We start from the raw sequence: 15,814 nt of genomic DNA on the forward strand, positions 1-15,814 counted from the left end.
TGAGCTCTTTAGAAAGATGGATGGCCGGGTCAAGCCCGGCCATGACACCCTCGAAGCGTAACCGGCCTTACTTGATCAGGCCCTTCTCCTTGTAATAGCGGATCGCACCGGGATGCAGCGGCACCGGGCTGCCGGTCGCGGCGGCCTCGAGCTTGATCTCCTTGCCCGCGGCGTGGGCGTTGGCGAGTTCCGGCAGCGATTCGTAGACCAGCTTGGTCATCTGATAGGCGAGATCGTCCGACACCGCGCTCGAGGTCACGAGGTAGTTCACGACCGCGGCGGTCGGCACGTCCTTGTCCTGGCCGGTATAGGTGTTGGCCGGGATGATCACGGAGACGAAGGGCGGGCCGATCTTGTCGACGGTCTCCTTCGGCACGGCGACCACGGTGATCTCGCTCGAGGTCGAGAGGTCCTTCAGCGAGGCGACGCCGAGGCCGGCGGACTGCAGCGTGGCGTTGAGCTGGCGGTTCTTCATCAGATCCACCGATTCGGCGAACGGCAGATACTCGACCTTGCCGAGATCCTTGTAGCTCATGCCGGCAGCCGCGAGGATCGCGCGCGAGTTGAGCTCGGTGCCGGACTTCGGCGCGCCGACCGACAGGCTCTTGCCCTTGAGATCGGCCAGCGTCTTGATGCCGCTCTCGGCGGTCGCGACGATCTGGATGTAGTTCGGATAGATCGCGCCGATGGTGCGCAGCTTGTCGAGCTTGTTCTTGAAGCCGGCCTCGGCGTCGCCTTCCCAGGCGGCTTTGAGCGAATCGCCGAGCGTGAAGGCGATCTCGCCGCGGCCCTGCTGCAGCAGCACCAGGTTCTCGACCGAGGCCTTGGTCGCCTGCACCTGGGTTTTCACGCCGGGGATCTTGTCGCCGTAGATCTTCCCCATCGCGACGCCGAGCGGATAGTAGACGCCGGAGGTGCCGCCGGTGAGCACGTTAATGAACTGCTCGGCCTGTGCGACAGGCGCGGACAAAACGCTGGCTGCCACGATCGCAGCAGCCATCAACTTGGAATTCATGAGTATTATTCTCCCCTTAAGCCGGCCGGAAATTGGCCGGACACCCCCGCCGGGTCAACCCATCCAAATGACGCATGCGCGGCGGAAATCCCCGATAGCAACACCACTTTACCTGCGCGGGAACTCCCCGCGCGACCGGGCGACCGCTTCGAGCTGGTTGCCGCGACCCGGGCGCTGGCGGCCGCTAACGGCTCGGTATTCGCGCCGGCGATCGCCGCGGTGACTCTCGGCATTGTCGGACCCAAAGCGTTCGCGGCGCGGACCGGCCGCAACGAAGCAGCGAAGATCGGCTTGCGGCCCCGGATGTCGGCTTGAGCACCGCTGTAGCCGGATTCATTGTCGTCCATGCAGGTTGCAGCGCTGCATTCCTGTTGCTTGCAGCTATCGCTTGTGTCGCGCTGATCGGCTACTGCGCGTTGATGCGGGAGACGTTGCGAACAGCAGCGACGACATCACGCACATCTGCATCGGCATCACAAAACGGATGATCTGATTCGTCATCGGCGCTCTGCGGAGCACTCTGCATGATGCGATCTGATGTCCGACAATGACGCAATTCCGCGTCTGCGTCGACGCGACAACACAGTCATTAACGCCGTCTCTCGATGACACACGCGCACAGTGTTTCTGCCGATATGCAAAGTCGGACGCGATCGCGCTCATGAATGTCAGATGACGCATTTGTTGCACGTGTAACAGCGGTGAGACGCCGCGATTCCAGCGCCATTTGAATCGAATTGAATCCTTTAAGGTTAGCGGGGCAATCAATGTATGATCCAGAAATTTCCATGATTGCCGCCGCTCTAGGATGTACGAGTCAAGCCGGGGTAACTACGGACAAGGCGGGGCATGAATCACATCAGTCACATCGAACGCACGCGAGCAGGCTGGTTCGGACATCGCAAGCTGACCCCACGCGCATGCATTGCGGACAGCAAAAAACACCTTCGGACCTTCCTCGCCGAGGCGCTGGAAGACCTCGGCTTCATCACCAGTGAATGCAGCCAGGCTTTGGAACTCGACACCGTTCTGGACGCGGAACGGCCCGATCTCCTGGTGCTCGGCGTGTCCGTGGACGGCATCGAAGTCAGTAAAATTCTCGAGACTTTGGTGAGAAAGGACTATGGCGGCAAGGTCCTCGTCATCGGGCAGCCGGACTCGATCATCGTCAAGGCGGTCCGGCAAATCGGCGACGAGTACGGCATCGCCATGCTGCCGGCGCTGTCGACGCCGTTCAGCGCCGGGACCCTTCGCGACAGCCTTGCGTCGTTGATGCCGCTTGAACCCGCGCCGAGCCCGGCGGTGGACGTGCCTGAAGCGCTGAAGGCCGGCTGGCTCGAGCTGTGGTACCAGCAGAAAATTCATCTCCGGACGCTGGTGCCGAGCGGCGCCGAGGCGCTGATCCGGATGCGCCATCCGGCTTGGGGCGTCGTGCCGCCGGCCTACTTCATCCCGGACGAAAGCGATCCGCATTTTCATGCGCTGTCCGAGTTCGTGATCGAGCGCGCAATCGAGGACTGGCGCTATCTCCTCGAGCAGACCGGGCCGGTCAATCTTTCGATCAACCTGCCGATCTCATTCCTCGCCGACGATCGTGCCGTGCGCGAGCTCTGTTACCGAATGCCGGATCATGCGGCCTTCGCGGGCCTCTTGATCGAGATCGACAGCACCGACGTGGTCGATCATCTGGATCTGGCGATCGATGTCGCCCGGCGCGTTCGACTGCACAATATCGGCATCTCGATCGACAATGTCGGCGCGAACTGGCCGTCTTTGCTGGGACTGCCGAACTTTCCGTTCGTCCAGCTCAAGGTCGACCATCAATTCGTCACCGGCTGCGCGGATCAGCGCCTGAAGCAGACGGTGTGCCGGCGTGTCGTGGAGCTGGCCCACGACAACGACGCGCAGGTCGTGGCCCAGGGGGTCGAGACGCGTGCGGACTTTCTCGCCGCGCACGAAATGGATTTCGATCAGGTCCAGGGCTACCTGTTCGGCAAGCCGATGGGCGTCAAGAAGTTCGCCCGCTCACGCATGCACTTCTCGGAGAAGGAGCCGGCCTCCTGAGGCGCGGCGTCGTCAAGCTCGAACGTCACGATCGATCGCGCGCAGCGCTTCGCCGCGCGCGATCAGGCGTTTCGCATTGGAATAGGTCGGGACCTCGAGCAACGAGCCGTCAAGTTCGACGCGCCCAAAGCCCTTTGTCCGCGCCGCTTCGAACGCCGCGACGATCCTGCGCGCCTGGCGCAACTCCTCCTCGCCCGGCGTCAGGACGCCGTTGACGATCGAGGCATGCGCGGGATCGACCAGGCTCTTTGCGGTGTAACCCAGCCGCCGCGCCCAGATCGTGTCGCGTTCGACGCCTTCAGCGTCGCTCCAGGTGTAGGGACAATCGACCGCGACGACATCAGCGGCACGACATTCGACGATGAAGCGCTGCCGCGCGTAAGCCAGCTCCAGGCCGTCGCTGCCACGCTCGGCACCAAGATCGGCGGCGAGGTCTTCGGAGGCCATCAAACAGCCGATGACGCGCCGGCTCGCCATGGCGATCGCACCGGTCTGCACCAGACCGCGCGCGAACTCGATGTTCGGCAGCAGCGATGTCGATCCCTCGGCGATACCGTAGTCGCGCTCGAACCGCGTCACCGCCTCGTCAAGCCTGACGACATGGTGCGGCTCGGCGACCTTCGGCAGCGCGACGATATCCGGACATCCGCGCATCACGGCGGCGAGATCGTCCATGCCGTCCTGGTCCAGCGGATTGACGCGGACCGCGACCATCACGCCCTGGTCGCGCCAGGCGGCGTAGAGCTCGGCCACCAGGGCCCGCGCCTTCGGGCGCAGCGGCGGCGGGGTAAAATCCTCGAGCTCGTGGATCAGCACGTCGGCGCCGCTGGCGGCCGCGTGCTGCAGCACGTCCTCGTTGGCGCCTTCGAGAAACAGCCAGGAGCGGCACAGCGGGGCCGGGCGCAGCTTGCGCATCACGCGGCCCGCGCCGCCGTCACTGGAACGTCATGTCGAGGCATTTCGAGATGTCGGAGCCGAGGCCGGACGAAATGGTGATGCAGCCGCGGATCTTCTGGGTGTTGACGTCGCTCGCCCAGATCGCATAGCCGCCCGGACCGAAGAACGAGTTGGTGTTCGGCGGCTCGGTCTCGGTGGCGTCGAAGGTGTAATTGCCGTCGGCCTCGAAGATGCGCGGCTTCTTGGTGCAGCCGCCGTCGGCCTGCACGTTGATGACCTCCTTGTTGTCCCGCGTCAGCGCCAGCGAGACCTGGCAGCGGAAGTATTCCGAGGTCTTGGCGTTGAACAGATAGGCGTAGGACTTGCAGGTCGCGGTATTGAGCTTGCCGGCGGACAGGCCGCGGCTGCAGGAGATCCGCTGGTTGTTGGAGAGCCTGAACTCGTCCGCCTGCGCGACTGACGCCAGCGTCATGAACGACAGAGCGACACCGATTCCGATCTTCATGACGTGGTTCATCCTGATCATCCCAAGGTAGTGTTTCTGGCAATCAAAGCGTTTGTAAACGGTAACGCGAAAATAGTCGCCAAGCTTGATGCGGGAAATCACAAAGTCGCCGATCCGCGAGCGGTCGCGCCGATTGTCGTATTGACGCGCGAACATCGTTCGTGATTTGTTCAAAAACGTGGGGACGACGCCGTTTTCTCGGCCGGAGGTGGATCATGACGCATTTTTTGACCAAGACTTTTATCGCGACTGCGGCGTTTGCCGCGCTGACGACCTGCGCATTCGCGCAGGAGGCTGCGCCCTGGGAGCTGAAGCCCGACATGGGCTACGCCTATGACAAGGACGGCAAGACCTGGTCCTACAAGATGGGCACCAACAACGCCGGCACGCTGCTGAAGGGCGCCAAGAAGGTGCCGAAGGGGACGCTGTTCTTCATCGGCCAGAACGGCCAGCTCTACATGCGCTCCGGGCCCTATCTCGAGGGGGACGGCAAGTTCAAGTTCGGCTCGAATTAGAGCGTTTTCGAGCGAAGTGGACGCCGGTTCGCGTAAAGAAAACGCGTCAAGAAGAGTCTAGGGCTTCGGTTCTGATTCAATCAGAAGCGAAAATGCCCTAGCGGTTTTCGGCAGGCGTCAGAACGTCGCGGCCAATTCCTTCGCGCCCGGCTTGTTGCTGTTGAAATCCATCCGCTCATTGGTGACGGCAAGCAGCCTGGCCACCGTGTTGTGGCGGATGGCGACCGGATTGCGTTCGTAGCCGGAGCGCTGGAAGAAATTCGCGGTCGGCACCTGCTCGCGCATCGCCTGCGGCATGGTCACCATGTCGAGCCCGGTGCCGTCGCCGGTCAGGTTCATCATCTCGAGCTCGGCCGCCGTCAGCGGCCGGCTGTAGCCCTTGTTGCGGGCAAAGATCACCGAGGTCAGCAGCTTGTGGGTCTGCAGCATCGGGCCGACATCGATGTCGAGCACCATGGCATGGCACGCCCAGCCCTGCGGCGTATCGGCGAGGCGCGCATGCGCCGACCAGTCGTCGGGCACGGTGCGGGTGAACGCGACCATCTTCTTCAGCACCGCGAGCTTGTGCTCCATCGCCTTGCGCGCGGGCCCCTGCGTTCTCGCAACCCGTTCGGTCAGATCCCGCACGAATTCATGGCCCTGCTCGGCCAATAGCTCGACGGTGTTGGTGGTAAGCAGCTGGTTGTAGCCCATCGCGGTGGAGATGGCCCGCTTGCCGCCGTGCTCGATGCCCGCCTGCACATCGTAAGTGCCGGTGCCGCCGGTCTCGAACGAATAGACCCGCACCGCCTGCTCCGGCGTCAGCCCCGCGGCGCGCGCGTAACGCGCGTAGGCGCGCTTGAACTCGACCTCGCTGGCCGGCCGCTGCGGCGTGAACTGGAATTGCTCGGCCGCCGCCCTGACCAGATCGGAGGCCACCGGAAGCGTCTTGGGCGGACGCGGCGGCTTGCCTTCCTCTTCTTCCGGAGCCGGATTGACCGGCCGCTTCGGACCCTCATAGACCGGCGGCTGCTGCAGCACGTAATCGTCCAGCGAGATCTGCACGCGGTCGCGCCGCTTGGCATTGCGGCCGCGCCTCTTCTCGGTGACCGCGTTCCAATAGGCGCTCGCGTCCTGCTCGAAGGCGGCGCGCGCCTCCTGATATTCCTGCAGCTTGCGGCGATATTCCATGATCGCCTGCGGCGATGCCTGCGCCATCGCATTGGCGACGGAAGGCGGCAGCGCGCCGGCCTCGCCGGCAAATACGGACGGGGCGCCGGCGGCGAGCGCGAGCGCGAGCGCGAGCACGACAAATCCAGGGCACAGGCGAATCAATTGCGGGCGCATGGCCTCGTTGTAGCAAGCACGGCCGCGAAGTCAGCCCGGAATTGTCCGGATCGCAGCGGCCGGATGCCGCGATCAACGCAGAATATTCGCCACAATGCGGTGTTTTCCGAACGAAAGCCTTGGAGAAAGCCTGGAGATTGCGATGAGAATGGCACTCTGGCTCGTCGCCGCCTGCGCGTTGACGCTCGCCGCACCGGCGCGCGCCGAGCGTCCGGACTGCGGATCGTTTCCGGATACGCGTTCACGCTTCACCTGTTACGAGAATGTGTCGCGGGCGCCTCAGGAACCCGAGGCCGCGGTGCATTCGCCCGGTGCGCAGGGGAAATCAATGAAGATGAACGCCCGCAAGCGGCATCACAAATAGCGGCATCGTTGCGGCCTACTTCCACGCGAATACCGGCTGCTCCAGTTCGGCGACGCGGGTGCTGCGACCAGCCAGCACCTCGCGAAATTGATAGATCAGCGCAGCGGTCGGCGCATGGATCTGCTGGCCACCGAGCCGGAAGCGGATCACGCGGCGCGAGCTCTCCGGGATCGTGACGAAGCTGAACGCGTCCTCCAGCTCGATCGCATCGAGGCCGATGCGATGGACGGAGGCGACCTCGTCCGGGTTCCGCGTGATCGCCGCATGCGCACCGGCCCAGACCACGACCGGCGTGATCAGATAGCCGGATCGCGTCGGATAATCGTCGAGCATGCCGAGCACGTCGCTCGGGCCAAGCGCGAGCCCGAGCTCCTCATGCAACTCGCGCAGCGCGGCCTCGGCCTGCGTCTCGCCGGCATCGCAGCGCCCGCCCGGCAGCGCCCATTGCGCGCTGTGGGCGCGCAGGCGCGCGCTGCGGCGGGTCAACAGGAACGCCGTGCTGCCGCCGTCGTCGCCTTCGGTCAGCGCGATCGCGACCGCCGCGCGCTTCAGCGTCGGCGCGGCGTCCGCCGGCGCCAGGCGTGCGAATGCGGCACAGAGCTCTGCGATATTCCGCCGGGTGGCATCGTCAAATGTGCGGGCCATTGACCTTGACTACAACACAACAGCGTTTGATGAAATGACTGCGACCACATGCCTCCTGCGATCAATCATCGGCAAGCAACGGACCCCACCTCATGACGGCCAAGGCCGCGGACAAACTCAAATCCGACGGCTGGAAGATCGCCGAAACCACGGGATTCCTGACGCTGATCGGCCCGTTGTGGGAACGGTTGAAGGACGGCGCGCTTGAACTCGCGCTGATCACCGAAGACAAGCACCACAATCGCCGCGGCCTCGTGCAGGGCGGCGTGATCATGACCTTCGCCGACCGCGCCTGCGGCATGGCCGCACGCTACGTCTCGGGCAAGCCGACGCTTGCGACCGTGCAGCTCGATACCCATTTCGTCGAGGCCGGCAAGATCGGCGAGATCCTGACGACGCGGCCGCGCGTGGTACGCTCGACCCGCAGCCTGATCTTCATCACGGCCGAGGTGACCGTCGACAAGCGCTGTATCGCGATGGCCAACGGCGTGTTCAAGATCCTGAAGAACGACAGCTGATCCTTTGTCACTCCGGGATGGTCCGAAGGACCAGACCCGGAATCTCGAGATTCCGGGTTCGATGCTGCGCATCGCCCCGGAATGACCGCAGGAAAGGAAAGTCCGATGCAATATCGCCAGCTTGGCCGCAGCGGCCTGAAGGTCTCGCCGATCTGCCTCGGCACCATGATGTTCGGCGGACCGACCGACGAGGCGACCTCGGCGCGGATCGTGGCGAAGGCGCGCGAGGCCGGCATCAACTTCATCGACAGCGCCGACGCCTATAATCGCGGCAAGTCCGAGGAGGTCGTCGGACGCGCGATCTCGAACGGAAGGTCGAACTGGGTGCTTGCGACCAAGCTCGCCAACCCGATCGGCGACGATCCCAACCACGGCGGGCTGTCGCGGCGCTGGGTGTTCCAGGCCGCCGACGAGAGCCTGAAGCGGCTCGGCACCGACTACATCGACGTCTATTATCTGCACAAGGAAGATCACACGACGCCGCTCGACGAGACGGTGCGCGCGATGGGCGACCTGATCCGCGCCGGCAAGGTGCGCTATTTCGGCGTCTCCAACTACCGCGCCTGGCGCGTCGCCGAGATCTGCAACATCTGCGACCGGCTCGGCATCGACCGCCCGGTCGCGAGCCAGCCCTATTACAATGCGATGAACCGGATGCCGGAGGTCGAGCATTTCCCGGCCTGCGCCTATTACGGGCTCGGCATCGTGCCCTACAGCCCGCTGGCGCGCGGCGTGCTCACCGGCAAATACGCGCCCGACGCGGCGCCGCCCGCGGACACGCGTGCGGGGCGCAACGACAAGCGCATGATGCAGACCGAGTGGCGGCCGGAATCGCTCGAGCTCGCGCAGGAGATCAAGCGCCACGCCGAGAGCAAAGGCATCACCGCCGGGCAGTTCGCGGTGTCCTGGGTGCTGAACTCGTCGTTCGTCAGCGCCGTGATCGCGGGGCCGCGCACCGAAGCGCAATGGGACGGCTACATCCGCGCGCTCGACTATCGCTTCACCGCCGAGGACGAAGCCCTCATCGACCGCCTCGTCGTCACCGGCCATCCCTCGACGCCGGGCTTCAACGACCCCGCCTATCCGATCGAGGGACGCCGGGCGCGGAGCGGATCGTCGCTGTAGGGGCAGCGTCACAATTTTAGTTTTGCGCTCCGCCCGCCGTCATTGCGAGCGGAGCGAAGCAATCCATCGTGCCGCAAGCGGAGAAATGGATTGCGTCGTCGCTGACGCTCCTCGCAATGACGGTGTGTTGCACTCGCTCGGTACGGATAACCCGCTCGGCAACGCCGAAGTTACGTTTCGTAGCTTCCGAATTGCGCGAAGCCCGACTCGGCTGCAGCATCAGGCATGGAAATGCTGATGCTGGTGCTGCAATGACGGCATCCAATGTACTGGACTGGATCGTAGCCCTCCTCGTCTGCTGGGCGAGCCTGACTGCAATCTTCGAGCCGCGGCGCGGTGCCTCGCAGTGCGACGTATCCACCGCGACGAGCAGCGCGCCGCAGGCCTCACTGGCGACCCCGACGCAGGCGGAGTTTGAGGAGATGATCCGCGACATGAAGCTGCATGATTGAACGGGATCGGCAAACCGCGAAAATCCTTCCGCATCATCCCCCAAATGAAACAGGGCGGCGCCGAAGCGCCGCCCTGCCCTGATTGCCGTTTGCTCGCCGCTTACTTCACGAGGTCGAAGCGGTCGGCGTTCATCACCTTGGCCCAGGCCGCGACGAAGTCCTTCACGAACTGCTCCTTGGAGTCGGACTGGCCGTAGACCTCGGCGAACGCCCGCAGCTGCGAGTGCGAGCCGAAGATCAGGTCGACACGGGTGCCGGTCCACTTCACCGCCTTGGTCTTGCGGTCGCGGCCCTCATAGACGCCCTGGCCGGCATCGCTCCACACCGTGCCCATGTCGAGCAGGTTGAGGAAGAAGTCGTTGGTGAGCGTCCCCGGCTTGCCGGTGAAGACGCCGTGCTTCGACTTCTTGGCATTGGCGCCGAGCACGCGCAGGCCGCCGACGAGGACCGTCAATTCCGGTCCGGTCAGCCGCATGAGCTGTGCACGGTCGACCAGCGCTTCCTCGGGCTGCAGGAACTGATGCTTGCCGCCGATGTAGTTGCGGAAGCCGTCAGCCCGCGGCTCGAGCGGAGCGAAAGACTCGACGTCGGTCTGGTCCTGCGTCGCATCGGTGCGGCCCGGCGTGAAGGGGACCTTCACACTGGTGCCGCCGTCCTTGGCCGCCTTCTCGATCGCAGCCGCGCCGCCGAGCACGATCAAATCGGCCAGCGAGACCTTCTTGCCGAACTCCTTCTGGATGGATTCGAGCTTGCTCAGCACAGTCTTGAGCTGCGCCGGCTCGTTGACATCCCAGTCCTTCTGCGGCGCAAGGCGGATGCGTGCACCATTGGCACCGCCGCGCTTGTCGGAGCCGCGGAACGTGGAGGCCGAGGCCCAGGCGGTCGACACCAGTTCGGACACCGACAGGCCCGAGGCGAGGATCTTCGCCTTGAGCGCTTCGATATCCTTGTCGTCGATCACGGCGTGATCGAGCGCCGGCACAGGGTCCTGCCAGATCAGCGTCTCCTTCGGCACCAGCGGGCCGAGGTAGCGCTGGATCGGACCCATGTCGCGGTGCGTGAGCTTGAACCAGGCGCGGGCGAAGGCGTCCGCGAACTGATCCGGATGCTCATAGAACCGGCGCGAGATCTTCTCATAGGCCGGATCGAAGCGCAGCGACAGGTCGGTAGTCAGCATCGTCGGGACATGCTTCTTCGACGGATCGAACGCGTCCGGAATGACGGCGTCCGCGCCCTTTGCCTTCCACTGCTTCGCACCCGCCGGGCTCTTCGTCAGCTCCCATTCGTACTTGAACAGGTTCTCGAAGAAGTGGTTGCTCCACTTGGTCGGGGTCTGGGTCCAGGTGACCTCGGGACCGCCGGTGATCGCGTCAGCGCCGACGCCGGTGCCGAACTTGCTCTTCCAGCCGAGACCCTGTTCCTCGATCGCGCCACCTTCCGGCTCCGGACCGATCAACGACGGATCGCCCGCACCGTGGGTCTTGCCGAAGGTGTGGCCGCCGGCGATCAGCGCGACGGTCTCCTCGTCGTTCATCGCCATGCGGAAGAACGTCTCGCGGATGTCCTTCGCGGCGGCGACCGGGTCCGGATTGCCATTCGGGCCTTCCGGGTTGACGTAGATCAGGCCCATCTGCACCGCGCCGAGCGGCTCGGAGAGCTGGCGCTCGCCGCTGTAGCGCTCGTCACCGAGCCAGGTGCCTTCCGGACCCCAGTACAGCTCTTCCGGCTCCCACACGTCGGCGCGGCCACCCGCAAAACCGAACGTCTTGAAGCCCATCGATTCCAACGCAACGTTGCCGGCGAGGACCATCAGATCGGCCCACGAGATCTTGCGGCCGTACTTCTGCTTGATCGGCCACAGCAGCCGGCGCGCTTTGTCGAGGTTGGCGTTGTCCGGCCAGCTGTTGAGCGGGGCGAAACGCTGCTGACCGGCGCCGGCGCCGCCGCGGCCGTCGGTGATGCGATAGGTGCCCGCCGAGTGCCAGGCCATGCGGATCATCAGGCCGCCGTAATGACCGAAGTCGGCCGGCCACCATTCCTGCGACGTCGTCATCAGGGCCGTGAGGTCCTTGATCACGGCGTTGAGATCGAGGCTCTTGAATTCCTTGGCGTAGTCGAAGCCCTTGCCCATCGGATCGGACAGGCTGGAGTTGCGATGCAGCACCTGAACGTCGAGCGTCTCCGGCCACCAGTCACGATTCGAGTGCCCGCGAGGCCCGCCTGTGAATGGGCATTTGCCCGCGCCTTCGTCGGTTTTTGCGTCCATGTTTCTTCTCCGAGGTGATGGATTCTGGAATGCGCTGGAGCTCTTCCAAGAACGATTCTACGCAACCCATTCCATCAGAGGAAATTGACTTTAGTGATCGCGTCGATAAGATTATCTGATGATAAATGTCACACTCCGGCAACTCAGGTATTTTGATGCTCTGGCCCACCACCGCCATTTCGGGCGCGCCGCGGATGCCTGCGCGGTGTCGCAGCCGGCGCTGTCGATGCAGATCCGCGAAATGGAACAGGCGGTCGGCGGCGTGCTGATCGAACGCAATGCGCGGCAGGTGACGCTGACGACCTTCGGCGAGGACCTGCTGCGCCGCGTGCGCGACATCCTGCGTTCGGTCGACGAACTCGGCGACTTCGCGCGCGCCTCGCGCGACAAGCTTGCCGGGCGGCTGCGGGTCGGCATGATCCCGACCGTCGCGCCATATCTGCTGCCGAAGGTGATCGAGAACCTGGCGCGGCTGCATCCCGAGCTCGACATCCATGTCCGCGAGACGCTGACGCCGAAGCTGATCAAGGAGGTCGCCGAGGGCCGGCTCGACACCGCGATCGTGGCGTTGCCGGTATCGGAACCGTCGCTGACCGAGGTCGCGCTGTTCTCGGAAAACTTCCTGCTGGTGCGGCCGGGCGAGGATGCCAAGACGCCGGTGCCGAGCGCCGAGATGCTGCGCGAGATGCGGCTCTTGCTGCTCGAGGAGGGCCACTGCTTCCGCGACCAGGCGCTGTCGTTCTGCAACATGCAGTCCTCGCCGCCGCGCGAGGTGCTGGACGCGAGCTCGCTGTCGACGCTGGTGCAGATGGTCGGCGCCGGCATCGGCGTCACCCTGATCCCCGAGATGGCGGTGACGGTGGAGACGCGCTCGGCGCCGGTCACGGTCTCGCGCTTCAAGCACCCGCAGCCGTCGCGCACCATCGGCATGGTCTGGCGTAAGACCTCTCCGCTCGCCGCGCAGCTTCAGCAGATCTCCGAGGTCGTCAGCCTCGCCGCCCGCGCCCTGCGCGCGCCGAAGCAGGACGGCGCCAAGGAGCCGGCGAAACGCGCGGGACGAAAGAAGGTGGCGTGATTGCCGAGACGCTGCGGCGAAGATGTAGTTCTCGTTTGACGCACACGTCTCGCCACCCCCACAACCGTCGTCCTGGCGAAAACCAGGACCCATAACCACCGCGTTTGATTGTGAACGGGATCGTGGCTCCAGCTTCGCTCAACAACTGATGGTCGGGGTAATGGGTCCTGGCTTTCGCCAGGACGACAGCGAATGTTGCGCGGTCTGGGAATCATACGTCCGCATTCTCGCGGCGAATGACGGGACGAGGCGGCCCCTACTTCTCCAGATACTTCTTCATCTCGGCGATCAGGCCGTCGCGCAGTTCGGGGCGCTTGAGGCCGAAGGCGATGTTGGCGCGGAGGAAGCCGGGCTTGGAGCCGCAATCGTGGCGCTCACCCTCGAACTCCACGCCGTAGAACTTCTGCGTCTTGGCAAGACCGATCATCGCATCGGTGAGCTGGATCTCGCCGCCGGCGCCGCGCTCCTGCGTGGCCAGGATGTTGAAGATCTCCGGCTGCAGGATGTAGCGGCCGGTGATCGACAGGTTGGACGGCGCGGTGCCCTGCGGCGGCTTCTCGACCATGCGGTCGACCTCGAAGATGTTGCCGGTGCGTTTGCCGACGCTGCAGATGCCGTATTGATGGGTGAGTTCGTCGGGCACCGCCTCGACCGCGATCAGGTTCGACTTGTCACCAAGCCTGCTCGCGGCGTCGATCATCTGCTTGAGGCAGCCCGGCGTGTTCAGCACCAGCTCGTCCGGCAGCACCACCGCGAACGGCTCGTTGCCGATGATATCGCGCGCGCACCACACCGCGTGGCCGAGCCCGAGCGGCGCCTGCTGCCGGGTGAAGCTCATCGCGCCGGCCTCCGGCTGGTTCTGCGCCAGGATATCCTGCTCGGTCTTCTTGCCGCGCTGCGCCAGCGTGGTGTCAAGCTCGAACATGCGGTCGAAGTGATCCTCGATGACACCCTTGTTGCGGCCGGTGACGAACACGAAATGCTCGATGCCGGCTTCCCGGGCCTCGTCGACCACGTACTGGATCAGGGGCTTGTCGACGATCGTCAGCATCTCCTTCGGCATCGCCTTGGTGGCGGGCAGCACGCGGGTACCGAGACCGGCGACGGGGAATACGGCTTTGCGGATCTTCATGGGATTATCGGAAGCCTTGAAATGGGTGGGACGGCGGCACGAAATGAATCATGCCTTTGGTACCCCGTTTTGCAGCCGCCAACAAAGGCGGATGTGTGGTGCGGCTTAATTCCGCCGTTCCCGTCAGCCAATGCGGGCCGCAACAAAATCTCGCCCTTGTTAAGTTGTTGGAAACCGTGCCGGGGCCTTCTGGAACAGCACGATTTTGACAGGCACACGACAAATGCGCGCGTTGGGAACATCAAGGACCAAGCTTTTCGGCGCGAGCCTGATCGCGCTGGCCCTGCTGCTGCCCGGCAGCACGCAAGCCCAGTCGGCGGGCAACGGCCTGACCAACCTGATCGACAGCATCTTTTCCGGACCGAACGCGACGCCGCCGCAGGCCGCAACCGGACAGGACGGCGCGGCACCGCCGTGGAGCGGTGAAGACGGCGCCTCCGGCCATCCGCTGATGACCGCAGCGGCGATCCGCCAGGCCGCGTCGGACTTCCCGAACTGCGTCGCAGCGATGTGGCCAGATGCCGCACGGCGCAACATCACCCAAGAGAATTTCGAGCGCTTCACCGCCGGCCTGACGCCCGATCTGCGCATCATGGATCTGATGGATTCGCAGCCGGAGTTCACCAAGGCGATCTGGGATTATCTCGACATCCTGGTCAGCGACACCAGGCTCGCCAAGGGCCGCGAGATCCTTGCGAAATACAAGCCGCAGTTCGACGCCACCGAGAAGGCCTATGGCGTCGACCGCTACATCATCGCGGCGATCTGGGGCATCGAGTCGAACTACTCGACCCAGATGGGCGATCGCAACGTGGTGCAGTCGACCGCGACGCTCGCCTGCATCGGCCGCCGTCAGGCCTATTTCAAGGACGAGTTCCTGTCGGCGCTGGAAATCCTCAACCGCGGCGACCTCAGGCCCGAGCAGATGCGCGGCTCCTGGGCCGGCGCCTTCGGCCCGACCCAGTTCATGCCGACCGCGTTCAAGCGCTATGCCGTCGATGGCGATGGCGACGGCCGCCGCGACGTCGTCGACAATCCGAGCGACCTGATCGCCTCCACCGCCAACAATCTGAAGAAGGACGGCTGGCAGACCGGCGCGAGCTGGGGCTACGAGGTCGTGCTGCCGCAAGGCCTCAATTACATGCTGGCCGACCGCGCCAAGGCCATGCCGCTGTCGCAATGGGAGCATCTCGGCCTCAAGCGGCCGAACAGCCAGCCGTTCCCGCGGCCGTCCGACAAGGCCTATCTGCTGGCGCCGGCCGGCGCCGAGGGGCCGGGCTTCCTGATGCTGCAGAATTTCCGGGTGATCATGAAGTACAACCCGGCCGAGGCCTATGCGCTCGCCATCGGCCATTTCGCCGACCGCCTGCGCGGCGGCCAGCCCTTCGCGCAGCCTTGGCCGCGCCAGGAGCGGGTGCTGTCGCGCGCCGAGCGGCTGGAACTACAGCAACTGCTGGCCCAGCGCGGCTTCTACAAGGGCACGCCCGACGGCCAGTTCGGCGGCCAGACCCGCGAGGCGCTGCGCGGCTTCCAGGTGTCGATCGGGGCGCCGGCCGACGGCTTTGCCACCTCCGAGGTGCTGGAGCGGCTGCGGGGGCGATAGGGCTGAAACCGGAGGGCTGCCGCCCGTAGCCCGGATGCAGCGCAGCGAAATCCGGGGTTCTCGCCGTGCGGCTGGTCTGGTCCCGGATTACGCTTCGCTCCATCCGGGCTACGGCTCTCCCTCCCCCGCAAGCGGGAGAGGGGGCGCAGTTCCGATGCGGCCATACTCAGGCCCTCCACCCCGAAAGTAACCGTGAAATCCAATATTTGCCGCCTGCCTTGACGGCGGCCGGAGGCACCCGATTTAAGGTGGAAAAGCTGCCCGCTTGCGGCCCGATTCCGCTAGTATGCTCACGTACTTCCAGATCATTTG

The 15,814-nt window shown here is 64.7% G+C and carries 15 protein-coding genes and 1 pseudogene; 9 read left to right on the top strand and 7 right to left on the bottom strand.

What is annotated here, in order from left to right:
* Window positions 1–67: 67 nt before the first annotated feature.
* On the bottom strand, window positions 68–1,015 hold the full coding sequence (locus QA635_RS37730; protein WP_018269641.1) for a TAXI family TRAP transporter solute-binding subunit: 948 nt from the start codon (window positions 1,013–1,015) through the stop codon (window positions 68–70).
* A 141-nt stretch (window positions 1,016–1,156) separates the two neighbouring features.
* On the opposite strand from QA635_RS37730, the pseudogene QA635_RS41955 reads away from it, so the two are divergent.
* Both QA635_RS41955 and QA635_RS37740 read left to right on the top strand, forming a co-directional pair.
* Window positions 1,157–1,294: pseudogene (locus QA635_RS41955) on the top strand (MFS transporter); the annotation flags it as partial.
* Between the two features lie 570 nt (window positions 1,295–1,864).
* Complete coding sequence (locus QA635_RS37740; RefSeq protein WP_283064912.1) at window positions 1,865–3,079, top strand: EAL domain-containing response regulator; 1,215 nt, start codon at window positions 1,865–1,867, stop codon at window positions 3,077–3,079.
* Between the two features lie 12 nt (window positions 3,080–3,091).
* On the opposite strand, the gene QA635_RS37745 is transcribed toward QA635_RS37740, so the two are convergent.
* Window positions 3,092–3,994 carry an HpcH/HpaI aldolase/citrate lyase family protein gene (locus QA635_RS37745; RefSeq protein WP_283064913.1) on the bottom strand — a complete coding sequence of 301 codons (903 nt, stop codon included), beginning with the start codon at window positions 3,992–3,994 and terminating at the stop codon, window positions 3,092–3,094.
* A gap of 19 nt (window positions 3,995–4,013) precedes the next feature.
* Window positions 4,014–4,493, bottom strand: a complete 480-nt coding sequence (locus tag QA635_RS37750; RefSeq protein ID WP_283064914.1) for a hypothetical protein — start codon at window positions 4,491–4,493, stop codon at window positions 4,014–4,016.
* Window positions 4,494–4,696: 203 nt separating this feature from the next.
* Between QA635_RS37750 and QA635_RS37755 the strand changes: the two genes are divergently transcribed.
* Complete coding sequence (locus tag QA635_RS37755; RefSeq protein WP_016845604.1) at window positions 4,697–4,996, top strand: hypothetical protein; 300 nt, start codon at window positions 4,697–4,699, stop codon at window positions 4,994–4,996.
* Between the two features lie 117 nt (window positions 4,997–5,113).
* Here the strand turns inward: QA635_RS37755 and QA635_RS37760 are convergent, their stop codons facing one another.
* Window positions 5,114–6,322, bottom strand: a complete 1,209-nt coding sequence (locus tag QA635_RS37760) for a hypothetical protein (RefSeq protein ID WP_283064915.1) — start codon at window positions 6,320–6,322, stop codon at window positions 5,114–5,116.
* Between the two features lie 148 nt (window positions 6,323–6,470).
* Here QA635_RS37760 and QA635_RS37765 point away from each other — a divergent pair, with 148 nt between their 5' ends.
* Window positions 6,471–6,686, top strand: a complete 216-nt coding sequence (locus QA635_RS37765) for a hypothetical protein (RefSeq protein ID WP_283064924.1) — start codon at window positions 6,471–6,473, stop codon at window positions 6,684–6,686.
* Window positions 6,687–6,701: 15 nt separating this feature from the next.
* Here QA635_RS37765 and QA635_RS37770 read toward each other — a convergent pair whose 3' ends face one another.
* Window positions 6,702–7,331, bottom strand: coding sequence for an NUDIX hydrolase (locus QA635_RS37770; RefSeq protein WP_283064926.1), 630 nt, complete (start codon window positions 7,329–7,331; stop codon window positions 6,702–6,704).
* Between the two features lie 92 nt (window positions 7,332–7,423).
* On the opposite strand from QA635_RS37770, the gene QA635_RS37775 reads away from it, so the two are divergent.
* The 3 genes from QA635_RS37775 (at window position 7,424) to QA635_RS37785 (ending at window position 9,426) form a co-directional block, all read left to right on the top strand.
* Entirely contained in the window at window positions 7,424–7,849 is a 426-nt protein-coding gene (locus QA635_RS37775) for a PaaI family thioesterase (RefSeq protein ID WP_283064927.1), read from the top strand.
* A gap of 105 nt (window positions 7,850–7,954) precedes the next feature.
* Window positions 7,955–8,974, top strand: a complete 1,020-nt coding sequence (locus QA635_RS37780) for an aldo/keto reductase (RefSeq protein WP_283064928.1) — start codon at window positions 7,955–7,957, stop codon at window positions 8,972–8,974.
* Window positions 8,975–9,225: 251 nt separating this feature from the next.
* Window positions 9,226–9,426, top strand: a complete 201-nt coding sequence (locus tag QA635_RS37785) for a hypothetical protein (RefSeq protein WP_283064931.1) — start codon at window positions 9,226–9,228, stop codon at window positions 9,424–9,426.
* Between the two features lie 100 nt (window positions 9,427–9,526).
* Here QA635_RS37785 and katG read toward each other — a convergent pair whose 3' ends face one another.
* Window positions 9,527–11,692, bottom strand: a complete 2,166-nt coding sequence (katG, locus tag QA635_RS37790; protein ID WP_283064933.1) for a catalase/peroxidase HPI — start codon at window positions 11,690–11,692, stop codon at window positions 9,527–9,529.
* A 118-nt stretch (window positions 11,693–11,810) separates the two neighbouring features.
* On the opposite strand from katG, the gene QA635_RS37795 reads away from it, so the two are divergent.
* Window positions 11,811–12,767, top strand: coding sequence for a hydrogen peroxide-inducible genes activator (locus tag QA635_RS37795; protein WP_283064934.1), 957 nt, complete (start codon window positions 11,811–11,813; stop codon window positions 12,765–12,767).
* Window positions 12,768–13,023: 256 nt separating this feature from the next.
* Here QA635_RS37795 and galU read toward each other — a convergent pair whose 3' ends face one another.
* The gene (gene galU / locus QA635_RS37800; protein WP_028334743.1) at window positions 13,024–13,899 is read right to left on the bottom strand and encodes a UTP--glucose-1-phosphate uridylyltransferase GalU; all 876 of its coding nucleotides are present in this window, start codon (window positions 13,897–13,899) and stop codon (window positions 13,024–13,026) included.
* Window positions 13,900–14,122: 223 nt separating this feature from the next.
* Between galU and QA635_RS37805 the strand changes: the two genes are divergently transcribed.
* Window positions 14,123–15,502, top strand: coding sequence for a lytic murein transglycosylase (locus QA635_RS37805; RefSeq protein WP_283064935.1), 1,380 nt, complete (start codon window positions 14,123–14,125; stop codon window positions 15,500–15,502).
* Window positions 15,503–15,814 lie beyond the last annotated feature (312 nt).

Origin of the sequence: Bradyrhizobium brasilense (assembly GCF_029714345.1) — a bacterium.
GTDB lineage: Bacteria > Pseudomonadota > Alphaproteobacteria > Rhizobiales > Xanthobacteraceae > Bradyrhizobium > Bradyrhizobium australafricanum.